The following is a 20,325-nucleotide window of genomic DNA, read 5'->3' on the forward strand; positions in this document are numbered from 1 at the left end:
GGGAGACCAAAGAAAGAGGGCAAGGGCTACAGATCCATATCGAGAGCTGAGCGCACCGCAGTGCTTAATCCCCGAAGGTCCATGGGTTTCATCAGGAGATCGCAGGCACCGGCCTCTCGGGCTATATCATAGTTGAGACGGTCCGAGTAACCGGTGCACAGAATAACCGGGATGTCCGGTCGCAGGCGCCTGATTTCGCTGGTGAGATCGATGCCTGTCATCTTCGGCATGGTCTGATCGGTTATCACCAGATCGACCGGTGGCTGCCCCTGTTGGATGAGGGCAAGCACTTCCAAGGGATTCCCAGAGGTGGTCACGCTGTACCCCAGGTGGGTGAGCATCATTCTGCACGTTTCCCGAATCTCTTTCTCATCGTCCACAATCAGGATGTGTTCCGAGCCGGCCGGCAAAGGTCCCTCGCTGCTCGTCAAGCCGCCGTTCGTCCCGTGATCAGCCACGGGAAGCAGTACGGTAAAAACGGTCCCCTCGCCCTGCTGCGATTGCACCGATATCTCACCACCGAGTTCCCGAACAATACCGTGGACAACGCTCAGCCCCATACCTGTGCCCTCGCCCGGTTCCTTGGTGGTAAAAAACGGTGTGAAAATGCGTTGCAGAATCTCGCTTTCTATTCCCTGCCCAGTATCCTCCACCGTCAGTGCGACCCAATCTCCTCCGCCATTCTCCTCAGCCTTGCCAAGTTCCACCCGTGTTTTTTGCTCGAGCCGAAGGGTGAGATGACCACCTTTCTCCCGCATCGAATAAAAGGCATTGGCACAGAGGTTCATCACAATCTGCTGAATCTGCACCGGCGCGGCGATGACCATGGCATCGACTGCCACTAGATCCTGGGTGATGTCGATGGTTGTCGGCAAGGTGGCCCGCATCAGTCTCAGACTCTCCTTGATCAACGGCGCAACCGTAACCGGAACCTTTTCCACGGCGGATTGCCGACTGAAGGTGAGTATCTGCTGGACAAGGTCTGCTGCCCGTTTCCCCCCCTGGCGGATGTGAAGCAGGTTGTTATGAATTTCGGTCTCCGGCGTGCTCAGAAGCAGAGCCATATCGGTGAAGCCGATGATACCGCCAAGGATATTATTGAAATCATGAGCAATACCGCCTGCCAAGGTGCCGATGGCCTCCATTTTCTGGGCCTGGCGCATGCGGGACTCGATTTCCACCTCGTGGGTAATGTCGCGCTGCACCAGCACAAAATGGGTGACAGCGCCCTTGCCATCGCGCACCGGCGAAACGGTTGCTGCCGTTATAAAAAGGCTCCCGTCCTTGCGCTGGTTGACAATTCTCCCCCGCCATACCTCCCCTAGATAAACAACATCCTCGATTCTCTGGTCAAAATGTGCTTCCTGCTCCCTCGCCCAGAGCATCCGCACGGGCTGACCATCGCACTCCTCCCGGCTATACCCAGTCATCTCCTCAAGCGCCGCATTCACATAGTCGATAGTGCCCATGCAATCGACGATGAGTACGGCTTCCTTGACCTGATCGACAGCCGCAGTCAGGCGACGCTGGCGGGCAGCCGATATCCGTTCTTCGGTAACATCGCGGACGATGACAATGCATTGCGGATGCTTGCCCAGTTGATACGGTGTAGCGGTGATGACGACTTCGCGCATTGTTCCTGAAAACTTAAGAAGTTGCACCGCATCAACACTGATTGCGCGGCCCGCTGCCGGCTCTCTCAAGCTTTCCGTAACCGTGCGTCTGGAATCCCGATGGAGGAAATCGATGAAGCAGTGGCCGATCACCTTTTCCTCGCCGCCGTTGGCAATCATATGTGTTGCTTCCTTATTAGCGTAGATCACCGTCTCGTTAACGCCCAGAAGAAACACCCCCATCGGAGCCAGATCGAGCAGACTGGCCAACTGTTCCTCCACGCTCCGTTGCCGCTGCTCTTCCCTTCTCTTGATCACAATACCGCTGAGCAGCAGGCTCAGCAGACCGACGGCGATGATTGCAACCACGGTCACCGTGAGCCACTGTGACCGGAACTCGGCCATGGCTCCCAGCACTTCCTGCGCCGGTGTCAGCAGGACAATCGACCATCGAGCATCGCCGGGGAGTTCGAGCGGGCAGACAACGGCATACACCCGACGCTCCTCCTGGTCGGTGCCGGGGCGAAGATCCCGAGAAAAGAACAAAATCTTCTGCTCCTTGCCGGTAATTGCCATCCGCAGTTGTGCCAACTCATCGGTTTCGCCGCGGAGATGGTGACTGCTTTTGCCGACAAGAGCGGCATCGGGAGCCGCGAGGATATCCCCCTCGCGGCTGAACAGCAGGGCATACCCGTTATGGTTTAAGGGGATCTGCTTCAGGTATCGGCTGGCCACCTGGGCAAAGGGCAGGGAAAAGGAGAGACAGCCGGCAAACTGGTTATCCGGTGCAACAACAGCGGAAAAATACACCTGCCTGCTCCCGTCCGAAAGATGAATGGCGTCACTCACCGTGGGATTCTCTTGTTTCTCGATTTGCCGGCAGTGGACAGCCGCCCCTCCTTGACCGTTTGCAGATTCCTTGGGGATGGCGAAAAGGGGTGCCCCTGTGGCATCGAACCGCTGGATGGCGAGAATATCTTCCGGATGAATCGAAAAAAAATCTTGGAGCAGCGCCCTGCCGCCGTCGTCCAGATTTTGGATGGATGGTTGCTGCACCAGGTAGGAAAGCGCTTTCTCGTAGGTGGAAAAATATGCCTGCAACCCCGATCCGGCCTGTTGAGCCAGGAGCGCCTGCTGGATGCGGAAGGTTTCGATGGTTTTATTTCGAACCGAAAGGTAAGGGAGATAGAACAGACCGGCCAGAATCAAGGTGGCCAGGAGGGCGAGAGTGATATGCTGATAATTGAACCGTTGATTCATGGGCATGCGAACGAGAAGAAGATCAACTGAAGCTTGTATACATTTAACTATAGCAAATTCTGCCTAGTTCCCTAAAATAAAAACCATTCTTTTCTTGGATTGTGCGCTGCAGTCTTCGCTTCCGGCAAAACTTCCGGGGCCATTTCCCCCCACCCTTTTTTCCAGGAGTAGCTCGTGTTCCTGCATCAATCCAATCGTCTGGAAGCGCTGTTCCAGCAACTCCGAGCCGTCATCCATGCCCCCTTGGCCGATCCCCTGGTCCCCGAGATCATTGTGGTCCAAAATCAGGGCATGGCTCAATGGGTGGCCCAACAACTGGCCTTTTCCACCGGGATCGCCGCCCATCTCCAGTTCCCGCTTCCCGCCCGCTTCGTCTGGGATGTGCTGCAGCCGTTGACGGGGGCGGCGCCGGATGAAGATCTCTTCCGTAAACCGGTGCTGCGCTGGCGGGTGACCGGATTGCTGCCGCACCTGCTCGACGCCCCCGCCTTCCGGGAAATTGCGACCTACCTGCGGGACGATGGCGACGGCGGCAAGCTCTACCAACTCTCGGGGCGGATCAGCGATGTCTTCGATCAGTATCAGATTTACCGGCCAGACCTGCTCAGCCGCTGGCAGCAGGGGGAAGAAACCCATTGGCAGGCCATGCTCTGGCGCGAATTAGCTGCCAGTTCCGTTCCGCACCGGACACAACTGGCCGAACGCTTTCGCCTTCTCCTGACCGATGAAGCGGTCGCACCGGACAACTTGCCCCAGCGCTGTCACCTGTTCGGCATCAACTCGCTGGCCCCGGTCTACCTGGAGATCATCGAGCGAATCAGCCGCCACACCGAGGTGCATCTCTTTCACCTCAGTCCCTGCCGCCACTACTGGGGCGACCTGGTCTCGACCCGGCAACTGGCCGGAATGCGCACGAAAGGCCGACTGACAGCCGAGACCGGGATCGACCCTTACTATGAGCAGGGCCATCCCCTGCTCGTCTCGCTGGGTAAAACCGGGCAGGATTTTTTCCGGCAACTGCTCGATTGTGAGATGCAAGAAATCGACCTGTATCAAGCGAACGAGCAGTCCCATCTGCTGGCCACCCTGCACAACGATATCCTCGACCTCCGCGACCGGTCCGCCGCCGGTGAAGAACGTTACCCGCTTCATCCCGACGATCGGTCGCTCCATTTCCATTGCTGTTTTTCGCCGCTGCGCGAGATCCAGGTGCTGCATGATCGCCTGCTCGACCTCTTTCAGCACTTTCCGGACCTGACCCCCAGCGATGTCCTGGTCAGCGCCCCGGATATCCAGATGTATGCCGACGTGGTTGCCGGCGTCTTCGGCGAGGCGGCTCAGGAACGGCGCATCCCTTGGTCGATTGCCGATCAGGGGATGCATCAGGAGCAGCCCTTGGTCCGATGTTTTCTCGATTTGCTCGCTCTTCTCAAGAGCCGTTTTACCGCGCCTTCGGTCCTGGCCCTGTGCGAAACACCTGCCCTTCTCCACCGCTTTGGGCTCGACCCGGCCATTCTTCCACGCCTGCACGCCTGGGTCCGGGATACGGGTATCCGCTGGGGGCTCGATGACACGCATCGGCACGAGCTGGAAATCCAGGCTGGAAGCCTCCACAGTTGGCGCTTTGGCCTGGACCGGTTACTGCTCGGTTATCTCATGGGCGACTGCAGGGAGCCCCATTTGGGCATCCTGCCCTACGGTCATCTGGCCAGCAGCGAGACCGTTGAGCTCGGCGGATTTCTCACCCTGATCGAGACCCTGGCCCATTGGCGGCTGCGCCTGCGCCAGAGCCGCCCGGTCGAGGAATGGTGCGACGGCCTGCTCCGTCTGCTCACGGATTTTTTCGATCCCGAAGACGACGACCAGGGACTGCGCACCCTGCGCGAGGCGATCAATACTCTCAAATCCGACTGCCGCCTTGCCGGGTACGGCGAGTCACTTTCGCTTGTCGTTCTCACGCAACACCTGGACTCCGCACTCGCCCAACCCGGAAACGGCCAAGCCTTTCTCAGCGGCCGGGTCACCTTCTGCAATATGGTGCCGATGCGTTCCGTCCCTTTCCGCGTCGTCTGCCTGCTGGGGATGAACGACCAGGACTTCCCCCGCTCCCAGCATCCGGTCGCCTTTGATCTGATGGCCAGTGCACCGCGGCTGGGTGACCGTAATCGCCGCTATGACGACCGCTATCTCTTTCTCGAGGCCCTGCTCTCCGCCCGTGATGTCTTCTATGTATCCTGGGTGGGCCGCAACCAACGCGACGACAGCATCGTTCCGCCCTCGGTGGTGGTCAGCGAACTGCGGGATTACCTGGAACAAAGCTGTCGGTTTACGGCAACATGCATTACCGCCCACCTGACCACCACCCATCCGATGCAGCCCTTCAGCTCCCGCTGTTTCGACGGCTCAGTCGCCACCGCCAGTTACAATCCGGCCTGGCTGCCGGCGGACCGGGAAAGCGAGGCACCACCTTTTCTCCGCACCCCGCTGGAGCCGCCCGGACCGGAAGGGCGCACCGTCGACGTCCGCCAACTGCTCCGCTTTTGGCGACACCCAGTCCGTTTTTTCCTCGAACGGACCATTGGATTGCGCCTCTGGGAGGAAGAAGCGGGAATCGAGGAAAACGAACCCTTTGTGCTTGACCACTTGCAACAGTATATTCTGCGCCGAGAAACCGTTGACGACCTGCTGCAAGGGATGCCGGAAGAAGATATATTGTGCAGCCTGGAGAGCAGCGGCCGCCTGCCCCAAGCCGGTTTCGGCCGCACCCAGTTTGCTGGAATAGCCGAAATAAGCGGCCTTTTTGCCGATCAACTCCGCCCCTTGCTGGCACAGCCCCATGAGCCGCTGGAAATTGACCGCACCATTGGTCCCTTCCGCCTCACCGGCTGGCTGGCCGATCTGCACCGGGGCGGCCGGATCACCTGGCACAGCGGCGCACTCAAGGGCTCAAGCCTGATGGAACTGTGGATCAACCACCTGATCCTCAACCTCCTCAACCCGCCCGGCCTCTCTCTTCATTCCGTCCACCTGGCCCGGGACAGGGCACAGGCCGACAACCCGGTGCGCCGCGCAGCCCTCAGGCCGGTGGCGGATCCCGAATTACACCTCCACCGGTTGCTCGATCTCTATTGGCAGGGCCTCTCGCAGCCGTTGCCCTTTTTCCCGGAAACCAGCATGGCCTGGGCCAAGGCGGTGGGAACCGGCAAAGAGGAGGCCCGGGCGCGGCAGATCTGGCAAGAGGGCTTTCAACGGACCGGCGAGGGCGGCAACCCGGCCTATCGCTATTTTTTCTCCTCGACCGAACTGCCGCTGAGCCCTGCTTTTGTTGAACTGACCAGCCTCTTTACTCCGATTCTGGCCCACCTGGAGGACGAGCATGCAGGCGCTTGATCCGCTCACCCTCCCCTTGCATGGTTGCCGATTGCTCGAGGCCAGCGCCGGCACCGGCAAGACCTACACCCTGGCCCTGCTCTTCCTCCGCCTGCTGCTCGAACGCGGCTTGGCGGTCGACCAGATCCTGGTGGTCACCTTCACCCGGGCGGCCACCGGTGAGCTGCGCGACCGCATCCGCCGCCGGCTGCGCGAGGCCCTCGATCACCTGGAACACCGAGGCGAGGCCGATGGGCAATTGACCGCCCTCCTGGCGGCTCTCCCGCAGGAATTGGCCAAGCAGCGGCTCAATGATGCCCTGGTGCGGATGGACGAGGCTGCCATCCACACCATTCACGGCTTTTGCCAGCGCATCCTGCAAGACCACGCCTTTGAATCCGGCATGCCATTCGAGGTCGAATTGCTGGAGAGCGAGGGACCGCTGCGCCAGCAGGTGATCGAGGATTTCTGGCGCAACCGCTTCTATCCGGCAACGGAGGAAGAAACGGCCTGGGCCGCAGCAACCTGGGGTGATCCGTCCGGGCTGCTCAAGGCGCTCGGCAACTCGGTCACCGCCGTGGGTGTCGATCTTATCCCGAAGGTCGATATCCAGGCGGTCAGCGAACTGACGGCACAGAGTTGCCGGCTCTTTGCCGAGGTCCGGCAAGCGTGGGCACAGGATCGTGACCGGGTGAGGGCCATTCTTGAACAGGATCCGGGTCTGCAACGTAACGAAAAGGCCTATCGCCTCGCCGATCAGGTTCCCGAGCTGCTCGCCGCCATGGATCATCTCGCCCATCAAGCCGATCCGCCTTTTCCCTTGCCCAAGGGAATCAACCGGCTCGCCACTTCGGTCATGGCCGAGTTGGTCAAAAAAAAATGCTCCCCCCCAGCCCACCCCTTCTTCACCCTGTTTGACCAATGGTTCCAGTGCCACGACCAATGCCTGTGTTGCCGGGCCATCCTTGTTCTGCTTGAGGCTTGGCAATACGTGCGAGCCGAACTTGATCGGCACAAGCGGGCCCAGGGCTGGCTGGCCTTCGACGACCTCTTGACTCGCCTTGACGAGGCTCTGGAGCGGCCCCGAAGCGGATTACAACTGGCGGCCTCCATCGCCGCCCGTTATCCGGCGGCCCTGGTTGACGAGTTTCAAGACACCGACCCCGTCCAATACCGGCTCTTCTCCCGCATCTACCGTCAGAGCGCCGGCAGCCTGTTCATGATCGGCGACCCCAAACAGGCGATCTACTCCTTTCGCGGCGCCGACATTTTCACCTACATTCAGGCCCGCCGCAACACGACCACTGACAGCCACTACACCCTGGGCGTCAACCACCGCTCGACTCCAGCCATGGTGCGGGCGGTGAACGCCATGTTCGGTCATAGGCAGGACGCCTTTGTCTTCACCGACGACATCGCTTTCCAGCCTGTCCAGGCAGCAGCCGAGCACAAGACGCAGCCGCTGCTGCTCGGGGGACAGGCCCTGGCGCCACTGACAGCACTTGTCCTTGACACCGACCGGCTGAAAAACGAGAAATCGAAAACCATCAGCAAGGACCGGGCAACCAAGGCCGCTGTTGACTTCTGCGCCGACGCCATTGTCCATCTCTTGGAAGAGGCCGAGGGGGGCCGGGCGACCATTGCCGGGAAAAAGCTTATGACCAGCGATATCGCCATTCTTGTTCGCAGCCACCACGAAGCAGAGGCCATGCAAGGAGGGTTGCGTCTCCGGGGACTGAGCAGTGTTGCGTACAGCCAGACCTCGGTTTTTGCGAGCGACGAAGCCCGCCAACTGACCCTGGTGCTGGCGGCGCTGGTCGATTTGGCCGATGCCGCCCGCATCCGTACCTGCCTGACAACCGATCTGTTCGGCTGCACCGGGGAGGATCTGCATCGTTTCAGCGTGGATGAACGGAGCTGGGAGGCACGGCTGGCCAGCCTGCTCCGCTACCGGCAGATGTGGCGCGACCAGGGATTCATGCCGATGTTCCAGCGCCTCCTCACCGAAGAACGGGTCACCCAGCGTCTGTCGGCCAGGGACGGTGGCCTGCGGAGCCTGACCAATTTTCTTCATCTGGCCGAACTGCTCCAACAGAGCCCGGCCGGCGAGCACGGCATAGCGCCCCTGATGCGCTGGTACCGGCAGCAGACCCAAAATCCGGACAACAACGCCGCCAACCAGTTGGTGCGGTTGGAAAACGACGAACAACTGCTGCGGATCGTCACCATTCATCGGGCCAAAGGTTTGGAGTTCCCCGTGGTCTTTCTCCCCTTTCCCTGGGCCAGCCGAGGCCTGGACACGTCTCAGCCACTCAGCTTCCACGACCGGAACACCCTGCGCCTGACCCTGGACCTTGGCACCGGCCAGGAGGAACATCGCCTCTGGGCCGAGGAAGAGCTGTTGGCCGAGGATTTGCGCCTTTTGTATGTGGCGGTGACCCGGGCAAAATGCTGCTGCCTGTTCTGCTGGGGCCGGGCCAAAGGAATGGAGCGCACCGCCTTGGCCCACCTCCTGCACCAGGGACGCTGCCCGGCCGACGATGCCGAACTGGTCCGCCAACTGGGCTCATTGCATGCTGCGGAAAACCTCCTCGACATTCGGCCCTATCCCGAGTCTTTCGGCACCCACCGCCTCGCTTTCGCGAGCGACAAACCAACCCTGCGACCGAAAACCTTCCAGGGCAGGATCAATCCCGGCTGGTCGATGACCAGCTATTCCCGCCTGAGCGCCGGTAGCGACAGTCCCATGGACACCGACAGGGATGAACGGGACAGCGCCGTTGCCAACGTCCCGGAGGATTTTTCCTCTATCTTCACCTTTCCCCGGGGGCCGGCCGCCGGAACCTGTCTCCATACCCTGCTCGAAGGTCTCGATTTCAACCGCCCCGTTGGCACACAGCAGTCCTTGTTGGCCGAAGTACTCGAGCAGGCCGGGATCGACCCGCGCTGGCAAGCGGCCACGGTCCGCTGGCTGGATGACCTGTTGACCGTCCCCCTGCCCGCCGCCTGTGCCCTCAAACAGGTGGCCGGCAAGGACCGGATCGACGAACTCAGCTTTCTTTTTCCCTTGGAACAGGTCGATCTCCGCCGCTTCAACACCCTGCTCGAAAGCGCGGGATTTCGCCCCCTGGCCGGAACCGCAGCGACCTTGCAGGGTTTGATGAAGGGGTTTATTGATCTGGTCTTCCGCCACCAAGGCCGGTATTTCATTGTCGACTACAAATCAAACCATCTCGGGATTGGGCGCGCCCATTACGGACCCGAAGCCCTGGCAGAATGCATGGACAGCCACCAGTACGATCTCCAATCCCTGATCTACACCCTGGCCCTGCACCGTTTCCTTGGTTCCCGGATCAAGGAGTACCGGTACGATGACCAGGTGGGCGGCGTCTATTATCTTTTCCTCCGGGCCATGCATCCGGACCATCCTCCGGGAACGGGCATCCACGTTTCCCGGCCGGAATTCAGTCTGATCGCGGCCCTCGACGATTGCTGCCGGGGTGGGAAAGGGAGATGACGACCATGCTAGATCAGTTGCTCGCCAGCCGGGCGCTCCGTTTCATTGATGTCCAGGCGGCCCGTCTGCTGGAACGGCTTGACCGGGGACAGTGCCAGGAACTCCCCGTGCTCGCGTCTTTTGCCAGTTGGGCTACCGGACAGGGCCACACCTGTCTACCCCTGTCCGCGGTGCCCGGCCTGCTGGCAGACACCGGCCTGGACAATGGACCTTTCCGCGATCCAGCCACCCTCCGGCAACACCTTCTGGCTTCCCCGGTGGTCGGCCGTCCCGGCGAGGTCACCCCTCTGATCCTCGATGCGCACGACAACCTTTATCTGCTTCGCTTTCACCGCTACGAAGAGGCTATTGCCCAGTCTCTGCGCCAGCGGGCCACCGGAATCGAGGAGATTGCCACATCAACGGCCCAGCCGCTCATCGATGCCCTCTTTCCCACCGATGTTCCATCGACGGCCATCGACTGGCAGCGAACCGCCGCCGTTCTGGCTCTGTGCAAACGCTTTCTGGTTATCTCCGGCGGACCGGGTACCGGCAAAACCTACACCGTGGCCCGCATTCTCGCGCTTCTGATCGCGCTCTCCACTCAAAAGCTGCGCATTGCCTTGGCGGCACCCACCGGCAAGGCGGCCCTCCGCCTTCAGGAATCGATCCACCACGCCAAAACCACCTTGCCCCACTCTTTGGCCGAGGCGATTCCCGATCAGGCCCAAACCCTGCACCGGCTGCTCGGATTTCAGTCCCAGCGGCCCGGTTTTCTCCACAATGCAACCAATCCGCTTCACCTCGACCTCTTGATCCTCGATGAAGCCTCGATGATCGATGTGCCGTTGATGGCTGCGACGCTCGATGCCCTCCCTGCCACCAGCCGGGTTATCCTCCTCGGGGACAGGGATCAACTGGCCTCGGTGGAGGCCGGCAATCTGTTCGGCGATCTCTGCGGCACCGGGGAAATCCGCTGGTCGCAACAGCTTGTCGAACAGGTGCAGCCGCTCATCGGTCAGGGCCAAATCCCGTCCTCTTCCCGTGAGGCATCCGACCCCCTGGCCGACTCGCTGGTCATTCTCCATACCAGCCGCCGGTTCGCCGAGGGTTCCGGAATCAGGGCCCTGTCGCGGGCCGTCAATACCGGCGATCCCGAAATTATGGAAAAAGTCCTGCTCCAGGAGGCACCGGATTTACACATTGAGGAGGGAGCGGGATCGCTGCCGACAACCTGGCTCAAGGAGCACCTCGAAGGGTTCTTCCTGCCGCTGTTTACCGCCGATTCGCCTCGAGCGGCGCTCCAGGAACTCAGCCATCGGCGTATCCTCTGCGCCCTGCGCGAAGGACCGAGCGGGGTCGAGGGCATCAACCGCCTGGCGGAAACACTCTTCCGGCGCAAGGGCCACGTCCCGTTGACAGAGCGGGTCTATCGCGGCATGCCGATCCTCATCCTGCGCAACGATTACGGTCTCGGCCTCTTCAACGGCGACACCGGCATCCTCTGGCCCGACGATCAAGGCACGCTTCAGGCCTGGTTCCCCCTGGAAAACGGCGCGATCCGGCCGGTGGGTCTGGCGCGCCTGCCTGCCTGGCAGACCTCCTACGCCATCACCGTCCATAAATCGCAAGGTTCGGAATTTGCCCAGGTGCTGTTCATTCTCCCTCAAGACGATGTGCCGATCCTCAGCCGCGAACTGCTCTACACCGGCATCACCAGGGCGCGGGAGCACCTGATCCTTGTGTGCCGCAGGGACCTGCTTCTCCGGGCCATCCAGCGCCGGGTCGTCCGTTATTCCGGCCTTGGGGAAAAGCTCCGGCGCCAGGAAAGCGGCCTCCCTTCAGAAAATCCCCTTTAAACAAGCAACGAGAGACCTGCATGGACATCAGAAAACTGGAAGTTTTCCGCAAGGTGGTAGAGTTGAAGAGTTTCACCAAGGCGGCCGAGGCGGCGCTGCTCTCGCAACCGACGGTGAGCGAGCATGTCCGTAGCCTGGAGGAAGAATTGGGGCTGAAACTGGTGGACCGGTTGGGACGGGAAGCGGCCCCCACCCCGGTCGGACGCCTGCTCTACGATTACGCGGTCCGGATGACCCAACTGCAGCAGGAAGCCCTGCAGGCCATCGCCCGCTACAACGGAGCCTTGAGCGGCGAGGTGCGAATCGGGGCCAGCACCATTCCGGGGGCCTACATCCTGCCCCGGCTGCTCGCCTCCTTTTGCCGGCAATATCCCGACGTCAGACCCCAGGTCCAGGTCAGCGATTCGCGGACCATCGCCTCCCGGATACTGGACGGCACCGTTGACCTGGGTCTTGTCGGTGCAATCTGGAACGAACGGGGCCTGGAATGGAGCGCCCTTTTTACGGACACCCTGGTTGTCGCCGTCCCTCCCCATCACCCGCTGGCCGCGCACGCCGCCCTGCCCGTCGGCGAACTGCTCAAACACCCCTTGATCCTCCGGGAACAGGGCTCGGGCACCCGCAAGGTTATCGCCCGCATCCTCGAACAACGCGGCCACCGGGAAACCGATCTCCGGGAAACAGCGACCCTGGGATCCAACGAGGCCGTCCGGGAAGCGGTCAAGGCCGGCATCGGCATTGCCGTGCTTTCCGCCCGGTCCGTAGCCCAGGACGTGCAGACGGGAACCTTGGTGGCGCTCTCTCTTGAAGATGCGGCGGCTGAACGGCCTCTTTATCTCATCCAGCGGAAGAACCGCGAGCCCTCGCCGGTGGCTGCCGTCTTTCTGGACCATCTGCGAGCGGCGGCCAACCGGGAGACAATCCCGGCTCCGTAACGGTGCCGGGATTGTTCCGGGCCGCGATCAACTGCTCTTTTCTGCTCCGGGCTGACTTTCCATCCAAGCAAAAGGAGCAGCCAAACCGGCCGGTTCAAGCCCGTTCTTTTCCCCAAGCCAGCTCTCAACCTGGGCCTGCCACTCGCTGCGCGCCTGCAGCCAGTTGAACAGGAAACCCTGCGGATCCTCCTTTTTGGCCACCGCATTGCGCAGACGCTCACCGGTGAGCATCATCCGCAGCCGCAGACGCTGCATGCTGATGATGTCCCGCAGGGATTGCATGGCCGCCTCCAACCGGTGAGCCGACGAACGAAAACCGCTCGTGCCGATGGCTGCCTGGGTACCGGGCAGGGCCAGATCAACCTCTTGCAGGGAGCGGACTTCGCCCTCTTCGGTAAGAAAGACACCGCTGGCCTTGATCGTTCCCAGGATGGTTCCGTCCGCCTTTTCCAATTGGAAGCCTGTACCGGCATGGAGGACGGAAATCGCCCCGACTCCGGCTTCTTGCAGAGACATCAGGGATTCACCACCCTGTCCGTCGGGCCTCCAGATGAACAACTGGTTAAAGATGGGATCGTTTTCATCGATCCATTGGTTGGCGTCGGAATCCAGTTCGGCCAGTTCGCCAAAACCCGAGCCGCTCTCCGGACCAAACAGCTCCAGGCCGTTGTTGATAGCCCCGTCATTGTTGCGATCAAAGGCCAGAAATCCGCAACCGCTGCCGGGACAGGCCAGATTCTCCGCGGCCCCGTCACTGTCGAGATCAAAGAGAAAGGTACTGTCGCCGAGCAACGGCGAGTCCAGGTCAAACTGGAGGATCAGGGGATCGATAAAGAGGGTGGAAACCTCCACCGCCGAGTATTCGAAGGCCATGGTGGACCGTTCCATGGAAAGACCGAGATCAAAGGCGATCTCCCGTCCATCCGTGGTCTGGACCGTGCCCTGGGCGGCAAACAGCAGGGACTCTTCCTGGCTGTAGAACGTACCGCTGACCAGGTTGGCCGTCCGCACACTCAACAGGGGGCTGGCTGCCTGATCCAGCGGGGTAAACGGCGCCGGTGCGGTCTCGTCGACCTCCGAGGCGCGGATGCTCAACGGCTGGCCAATCACCTGCCCGGCCAGTTGCGCGAGGGTTGCCTCCGTGCCGGTCTCCTTGGTGCCGCCGGTGCTGAGGGTGGTGCTGTCACCGCTGGCCTGGCTGACTTCGGACCGGCAGGTGAGTTGTGTTTGGGTTGAGCTGGCAAGCATAGCGGCAAGGCGAATACCGAAGAGATCGGTTTGTCCCGTGGTCTCAGCCGGAGCCGTGCCCATGCTTAATCCAGTGAATCGTTGGTCCACTTCCCTGTAGGTTCGTGCTGCATCCATGCTGACCGAGGTCGCAGCAATTTTCATCGTTCCTCCTCATCTGGGGTAGAATGTATTCTGATAGAGCCTCCTGTCTCTATCGACCGCCCTTTGCCAAGAGTTAACCCTGAACCTCGCCGCCATCGAAACAGGGCAACGCCCGCAGCAAGGTGGATTTGACAAATCCCACCTCCAAGCCTATTGGTTTGGGAAAAGAACGATGGAATGACAACCTGTTCATCAAACGTCGGAACGACAAAGGAGAATGATTATGACAACACAGGCAACGGCCATGGTCCTGGCCTCATTTGCAGCCGATAGTCTCGCCCTGGGAGCCCACTGGATCTACGATACCGATGCAATCGATCAGCGGATCGGCCGGGTGGACCGCTTACTCAAACCTCTGCCCGATTCCTACCATGCCGACAAGACGCAAGGTGAGTTTACCCATTACGGCGATCAGGCCTTGGTGCTGCTTGAATCCCTGGCCCGGACCGGCGCCTTTACCTTGACCGATTTCGCCGCCGCCTGGCAGGCCCTGTTCACCGGCTACCGGGGGTATATCGACAAAGCCACCGCCACCACCTTGGAAAACCTGGCCGGGCGGCTACCGCCTGACCAGTGCGGCTCCCATTCCTCGGACCTCGGCGGTGCCGCCCGGATTGCACCCCTGGTCTATTGGTATCGCAGCGACCGCGACCGCCTGCTTGAGGCCGTTCGCCAGCAGACCGCCATGACCCACAACAACCCGGCCACCCTGGCAGGAGCCGCATTCATCGCCAAGACGGCCTGGGAGGTGCTGCGGGGAACCGATCCGGTGACCGCCATGGAAAATGCTCTCGAGGAAGGGGTGGCCGATATCGACCTGGATAATCGCATCCGGGGCGGCTTGGACTCCGGCGGCAAGGACACGCGCACGGTGATCAAAAAATTCGGCCAGATGTGCGGTATTGCCGCCGCCCTGCCCGGTGCCATCCACCTGATCATCACCTACCCAAACGATCTCAAAACGGCCCTGATTGAGAATGTCATGGCCGGGGGCGACTCGGCGGCCCGCGGCCTGGTTGCCGGCATGATTCTGGGAGCCCATCTGGGAGAGGCCGCCATCCCCGAGGAGTGGCTGACCGGCATGGTCCACTGCGGCCGTATTACCAACCTGCTGGCTGCGGGGAAAGGAGCAGCATGAACGGTGACCCGTTATGATTGCTGATGAGGACAGGTGGGCGGAACCACAGCGTGCCACAAGAGTGGTTTGAAGAAATCTCATTGACGCCAGAAAAAATAGCTTATATTACATAACCAACACTCTGTTTTTGGTAAAAATTATCATCTGGATTTTTCATGACGACAAAAAACTTCCAACCGCAACTGCAGCATTTTGAGCAGATGTGCAAGGACGCCGGCCTCAAGGTGACCCACCAGCGGTTGGAAATTTATCGTGAACTGCTGGGCTCCCTTGATCATCCCTCCGCAGAAACCCTATACAAACGGTTGGAAAAACGCTTGCCGGCCCTGTCGCTCGACACGGTCTACCGGACGCTGGCCACCTTTGAAAAACTCTGTTTGATCCACCGGGTGGAAACCGTGGAGAGTCAGGCCCGTTACGAAGCGCTGACCACCCGTCATCACCACTTTCTCTGTGATACCTGCGGCCAAGTGTTCGATTTTGCCTGGCACTCTTTTGATGCCATGACATTACCGTCCGGTCTTGCGGAAATCGGCGCCGTTGCCCGCACCAGTGTGGTCGTGCATGGCACCTGTGCCGCCTGTGCCCGAAAAGATCAGCAAAACGACACACCGGAACAGGCTGTTGTCCAGCCAATAATCACCTCAACGCGCTAACTTCCCGCCCAGCTCCATCGCAGGCAGCCTCCCGCCGTCTCCTCCCCCTGCCCCGGGGAGTATTTCTTTTAAAATTCTGCTTTACAGTAAAAAGAGAATGATTATCGTCTGCAGCAATGTTTGCTTTCTGTTTGCTGCTTGTGAAGCGGCCCGTTGACAGGCGCCTCATACCACTCGTAATGTCCTTCCACTCGATATCATTTGAAAAAGGAGACCTACCATGGCCAAAATTACCCTGAAAGGCAATGCAATTGAAACCATCGGTACCCTGCCCGCCAAGGGATCCGCAGCCCCTAATTTCACGCTGGTCAAAACCGATCTGTCCGAAGTGACGCTTGCCGATTACAAAGGCAAGAAGATCGTGCTCAACATTTTTCCGAGCATTGACACCCCGGTCTGTGCCACCTCGGTCCGCCAGTTCAACAAGACCGCCGGGGAATTGACCAATGCGGTTGTCCTCTGTATTTCCGCCGATCTGCCGTTCGCGCACACCCGGTTCTGCGAGACCGATGGCCTCAAGAATGTGGAATCGCTCTCCGTGTTCCGCTCCAACGCCTTTGGCAAGGATTACGGCGTGACCATCACCACCGGCCCCATTGCCGGTCTGTTGTCCCGCGCCATTGTCATCATTGATGCCGACGGTAAGGTCATCTACACCGAGCAGGTTCCCGAGATTGCCCAGGAGCCCAATTACGATGCCGCGCTCGCCGCGTTGAAGTAATCTTCCAACCCGTCTGTTTTCCCGAAAGCTCCGGTCAGCCCCTGACCGGAGCTTTTTTTATTGGCGTCGCTCTTTCCCCTTTTCCCCTGTCCCCGTTGATGCCCTTCCGATTTTGATGGTTTCGTAAAAAGTCTATTCCTGTCATTTCGACGAGCACAGCGAGGAGAAATCTCATAATAATTCGAGCCTGTTGCAAAATGAAAGATTGTTTGTTTCGACCCGATTATCTGGAAAAGAGCGAAATGATTATTCTCGTCATTTCGAGCGGTAGCGAGAAATATCGTCCTTTAAGGCATGAGATTTCTCCCGTTGGTCGAAATGACACAGTATGCGGACGTTCATTTTGCAAGAAGCTCAATTCTACAGAGAGTTCTCGCTGCACTCGAAATGACAAAACGGAGAATTCTTCCTTTTTACGAGTTCATCGATTGTACAAGTGGCAGGGGTTTTGATCGTTGCCATGCTCCGGCGTCCCCGGCGTGTGCGCCCGTTTCACCAGATTTTGGCAGGTCGCCCAAGAGCGTCCGCCTCGCATCGACGATTTCTGGTGCAATCCTTCAAGGCTTCAAGTGCTGCACCCAGCCCGATTTTATCGGCGACATTTGCAGCAATCAGCCACTGGTTGCCCATCTTTTCTTCATGCCGCCCACCGGAGGCGGTTAATCGCCAGATCAAGCGTCAATTCAAACACCTTGTCCCGCTTTTCGTTGAACACGATGGTGTCGTAACTGTCGTGGGGCAAGAAATTGTCCAGCACCCGGCTGACCTCGTCCTTGACCGCCAGCCGGGTCTGGCTGTCCTTATACCAATCCTGCACCAGCACCTTGGGCTGTTCTTCGGTCAACCTCTTCAACAAGGCCTTGGCCGCCAAGCGCACGCTCTGCTCCTCGTCCTTGGTCATCTTATCCCTGCTGAGCAGGTCGTAGAGTTCAAGTTCGTCTTCGCTCAAGCCCTTGCGGATGTGCCGCGCCTCCTCTTCCCGCAGGCCGGCGGCGAACTGCATCAACTCCTCAAACACCGCATCCACTGAACTACTGCCGGCGTTGTAGGCGTTGATCACCTCCTGCAGCCGTTCGCCAAAATTGCGGCGGGTGCTGTTTTTACCCAGCATTTCCGCCACCTTTTTCTCCAGGAACACCCGCAGATCGGCAATCTCAATGTTCTTGTAGACCGTCGCCTTAAACTCGGCCCACAACTTGTCGAAATCGATCCGGCTCAGATCCCAGAGTTTGCCTTTTTGGCGGATAACGTAGGTTTCGTGCTCATCGGCCATGGGCAAACCGCCGTCACCCACCACCACGCTTTCATCGAGCAATTCACCGATCCGCCGCCGCGCCGACTCGATGTCCTGCTGCTCGATGATGCTGTCGATCACCCCGCGCAGATACTGCACCACCGCCACGGTCCGCACCACCGGGGCGCCGAGCACCTCCGGCATGCAGGCCTCGAACAACCCGGTGACCACGTTCTCGTACACACAAAAACTCTTGCGCCATTCGTCCTTGGCCAGCAGGGTGTCCGCCCACAGTTTGAACTGGCCCAACTGCTGAAAGATATCCTGCTCCGCCAGCACGCTGCGCAGCTCAACCCCCTTGTCTGCACAGTAGACGCAGGCCTGGCCGATAGCCTCCTCCAGCAGGCGAAACAGCTCCTCCTTGTCCCGCACCGGCGGCTCCTCGCCCGCATTGCCCTGGCCGTAGTCCTTGAGCGCCTTTTTCAAGCGGCCGAAGACGCCGTAGTAGTCGATGATCTCGCCATGCCGCTTCTCCACCCCGCCGATGGTGTGCGCACTCACCCGGTTGGCGCGGGCGATGGTCTGCATCAGGGTGTGATCCTTCTGCGGTTTGTCGAGATAGAGGGTGGAGACGGTCGGCGCGTCAAAGCCGGTGAGCCACATGGCGCAGACAAACACCAGCTGCAGCGGGTGTTCCGGGTCCTTGAAGTTGTATTCCAGATCATGGCCGTTGGCGTCGAGCGTGTCCAGGCGCTTGCGGTGCGGCCGGATGTCGAGCCCCTGCTGGGCAAACTTTTCCTCCTCGCCGTTCTCGGCGCTGATCACCACCGCCATCTCCACCGCCTTCATGTACGCCACCTGCCGTTTCAAGCGGGCGCTGTGCAGTTCGTTGGTGGATTGGCTGATGGTGCCGCGCAGGGTTTTGATAGCCTCCTTCCACAGCCGCTGCACCTTGTCGATCATCTTCACCGCCGTAAACTTGTCCACCGAGATGACCATGCCCTTGCCCAGATAGCCCCGGCGGGGAAAGTGGGCGACAATGTCCTTGGCGATGAGCTCCAGCCGATCGTCGCGCTTGATCAGCTCCAGCTCGCTGGCAAATTGGCGCTCCAGCTTGGCCTGCTGGGTCTCTCGTCGAGGTGCTCGTCTTCCAGAATCTGGTAAAACTCATCGCTCAGGTCGTCGTTCTGGTTCTGCACCTCGGGCACGCGCTTGCTGTAAAACAGCGGCACTGTGGCGCCGTCGTCCATGGACTGGCTGAAGTTGTATTCCGACACATAATCCCCGAACCATTCGTTGGTTTTGCGCTCGCGGCCCAACAGCGGCGTTCCGGTGAAGGCCAGGAATTGGGCGTTCGGCAGGCCGGCGCGCATGTTCTCGGCCAGCGACTTGTACTGGGTGCGGTGGGCCTCGTCGACAATGACGATGATGTCGTCGCGGCCGGAAAGCAGCGGGTAGTCCTTGCCCTTGGGCCAGCGGAATTTGTGGATCAGGGTGAAGACCAGCCGTTTGTTCTGGCCAAGGAAGGTCCGCATCTGGCCGCTGTCCTTGGGTTGGGCCGCATCGGCCTTGCGCACGGTCTCGGTATGGAGGAAGTTGTTATAGATCTGGCGGTCGAGGTCATCGCGGTCGGTAACCACCACAAAGCTGTAATTGCCGACGCATTTGCGGAATATCTTGCGGGCGTAGAAGATCATCGAAAAGCTCTTGCCCGAGCCCTGGGTATGCCAGAACACGCCCAGCTTGCCCCGCAGCTCCTCACGGCGGAGAAAGGCGGCAAAGCCGCGATTGACGCCGATGAACTGGTGGTTCTGGGCGATGATTTTTTGGCTGCTCTTGTGAAAGATGATGAAATTTTCGAAATAATCAAGCAGCTTGTCCGGCGGGCAGAGACCGGCCAGGAAACGTTCGACGCTGGTTCCTTGGGCCGCGATCTGTTCGCGGCGGATTTTTTCTTTTTCGTCGTCGGGCCGCAGCCAGTGGAAGAAAAACTCCCAATCGGCGGTCATGCTGCCGACCCGGGTCTCGATGCCGTTGGAGAGCACGCACAGGGCGTTATAGAGAAAAAGCTGGGGGATGTCGGCCTTGTAGTTGGTGAGGTTGTCGTCGTAGGCGCTTTTCACTTTGACGTTGGAGTTCTTCAGCTCGATGAACACCAGCGGCAGCCCGTTGACGTAGAGCAGCACATCCGGGCGGCGGAAACCGGCCTTGGGTCCGGCGCCGCTGGATTGAATCCACAACTGGCTGACAACGAGAAAACGGTTGGCGCTCGGGTCGTCAAAGTTGATGATCCGTACCCGTTCGCGGCGGGTTTTGCCGTGATTGTCCTTGAACTCGACCTGGACGCCGTCGCGGATCAGCCCGTCCAGCTCGCGATTGGCCGCCACCGGGGCCATCACCTGGCGCTGGTCGCACAGTTGTTTGAGCACATCAGCAAAGACGGACGGGGGAATATCCGGGTTGAGGCGGAGCGCCGCCTCGCGCAGCCGGTCCTGAAGGATGACCTCACGTTTGTCCATGCGCCCGGAACCGTCGGCCAGATCAGCGGGGTCGACGGTGAAGCAGTTGAGCGTCTCGTAACCGTAGTCCTGCTGCAAGCGTTGCAGCAGGACTCGTTCGATGTCGTCTTCCCCAATAAAGTTGGGCATGAAC

9 protein-coding genes and 1 pseudogene are annotated in these 20,325 nt (G+C 60.0%); 7 read left to right on the forward strand and 3 right to left on the reverse strand.

Annotated features, from left to right (window positions below; genetic code table 11):
• Nucleotides 1-26 precede the first annotated feature (26 nt).
• The gene (locus tag ACHZCX_RS10095; protein ID WP_319587112.1) at nt 27-2,873 is read right to left on the reverse strand and encodes a PAS domain S-box protein; all 2,847 of its coding nucleotides are present in this window, start codon (nt 2,871-2,873) and stop codon (nt 27-29) included.
• Nucleotides 2,874-3,047: 174 nt separating this feature from the next.
• On the opposite strand from ACHZCX_RS10095, the gene recC reads away from it, so the two are divergent.
• From recC to ACHZCX_RS10115, 4 genes are read left to right on the forward strand one after another with little or no spacing between them, the layout of a single operon-like run.
• Complete coding sequence (gene recC / locus ACHZCX_RS10100; RefSeq protein WP_319587113.1) at nt 3,048-6,263, forward strand: exodeoxyribonuclease V subunit gamma; 3,216 nt, start codon at nt 3,048-3,050, stop codon at nt 6,261-6,263.
• A complete protein-coding gene (gene recB / locus ACHZCX_RS10105; protein WP_319587114.1) occupies nt 6,250-9,759 on the forward strand; it encodes an exodeoxyribonuclease V subunit beta in 3,510 nt (1,169 codons plus the stop codon). The genes recC and recB overlap by 14 nt, the downstream gene beginning before the upstream one ends.
• On the forward strand, nt 9,756-11,597 hold the full coding sequence (gene recD / locus ACHZCX_RS10110; protein ID WP_319587115.1) for an exodeoxyribonuclease V subunit alpha: 1,842 nt from the start codon (nt 9,756-9,758) through the stop codon (nt 11,595-11,597). The genes recB and recD overlap by 4 nt, the downstream gene beginning before the upstream one ends.
• A gap of 20 nt (nt 11,598-11,617) precedes the next feature.
• Complete coding sequence (locus ACHZCX_RS10115) at nt 11,618-12,532, forward strand: selenium metabolism-associated LysR family transcriptional regulator (RefSeq protein WP_319587116.1); 915 nt, start codon at nt 11,618-11,620, stop codon at nt 12,530-12,532.
• A gap of 27 nt (nt 12,533-12,559) precedes the next feature.
• On the opposite strand, the gene ACHZCX_RS10120 is transcribed toward ACHZCX_RS10115, so the two are convergent.
• On the reverse strand, nt 12,560-13,924 hold the full coding sequence (locus tag ACHZCX_RS10120; protein WP_319587117.1) for a hypothetical protein: 1,365 nt from the start codon (nt 13,922-13,924) through the stop codon (nt 12,560-12,562).
• A 223-nt stretch (nt 13,925-14,147) separates the two neighbouring features.
• Between ACHZCX_RS10120 and ACHZCX_RS10125 the strand changes: the two genes are divergently transcribed.
• The 3 genes from ACHZCX_RS10125 (at nt 14,148) to tpx (ending at nt 16,439) form a co-directional block, all read left to right on the forward strand.
• On the forward strand, nt 14,148-15,062 hold the full coding sequence (locus ACHZCX_RS10125; RefSeq protein ID WP_319587118.1) for an ADP-ribosylglycohydrolase family protein: 915 nt from the start codon (nt 14,148-14,150) through the stop codon (nt 15,060-15,062).
• Between the two features lie 155 nt (nt 15,063-15,217).
• A complete protein-coding gene (locus tag ACHZCX_RS10130; protein ID WP_319587119.1) occupies nt 15,218-15,718 on the forward strand; it encodes a Fur family transcriptional regulator in 501 nt (166 codons plus the stop codon).
• A 220-nt stretch (nt 15,719-15,938) separates the two neighbouring features.
• Entirely contained in the window at nt 15,939-16,439 is a 501-nt protein-coding gene (tpx, locus tag ACHZCX_RS10135) for a thiol peroxidase (RefSeq protein ID WP_319587120.1), read from the forward strand.
• 637 nt (nt 16,440-17,076) lie between these two features.
• Here tpx and ACHZCX_RS10140 read toward each other — a convergent pair.
• Nucleotides 17,077-20,321: pseudogene (locus ACHZCX_RS10140) on the reverse strand (type I restriction endonuclease subunit R).
• Nucleotides 20,322-20,325: the final 4 nt, after the last annotated feature.

It is taken from the genome of uncultured Desulfobulbus sp. (genome assembly GCF_963662935.2).
In the GTDB taxonomy this organism is placed as follows: domain Bacteria; phylum Desulfobacterota; class Desulfobulbia; order Desulfobulbales; family Desulfobulbaceae; genus Desulfobulbus.

What these genes read in the sequence shown, in the direction of transcription:
- ACHZCX_RS10115 (WP_319587116.1), top strand. Translation starts at nt 11,618, where the DNA reads ATGGACATCAGAAAACTGGAAGTTTTCCGCAAGGTGGTAGAGTTGAAG.
- recD (WP_319587115.1), top strand. Translation starts at nt 9,756, where the DNA reads ATGACGACCATGCTAGATCAGTTGCTCGCCAGCCGGGCGCTCCGTTTC.
- ACHZCX_RS10095 (WP_319587112.1), bottom strand. Translation starts at nt 2,873, where the DNA reads ATGAATCAACGGTTCAATTATCAGCATATCACTCTCGCCCTCCTGGCC.
- ACHZCX_RS10125 (WP_319587118.1), top strand. Translation starts at nt 14,148, where the DNA reads ATGACAACACAGGCAACGGCCATGGTCCTGGCCTCATTTGCAGCCGAT.
- ACHZCX_RS10120 (WP_319587117.1), bottom strand. Translation starts at nt 13,924, where the DNA reads ATGAAAATTGCTGCGACCTCGGTCAGCATGGATGCAGCACGAACCTAC.
- ACHZCX_RS10130 (WP_319587119.1), top strand. Translation starts at nt 15,218, where the DNA reads ATGACGACAAAAAACTTCCAACCGCAACTGCAGCATTTTGAGCAGATG.
- tpx (WP_319587120.1), top strand. Translation starts at nt 15,939, where the DNA reads ATGGCCAAAATTACCCTGAAAGGCAATGCAATTGAAACCATCGGTACC.
- recB (WP_319587114.1), top strand. Translation starts at nt 6,250, where the DNA reads ATGCAGGCGCTTGATCCGCTCACCCTCCCCTTGCATGGTTGCCGATTG.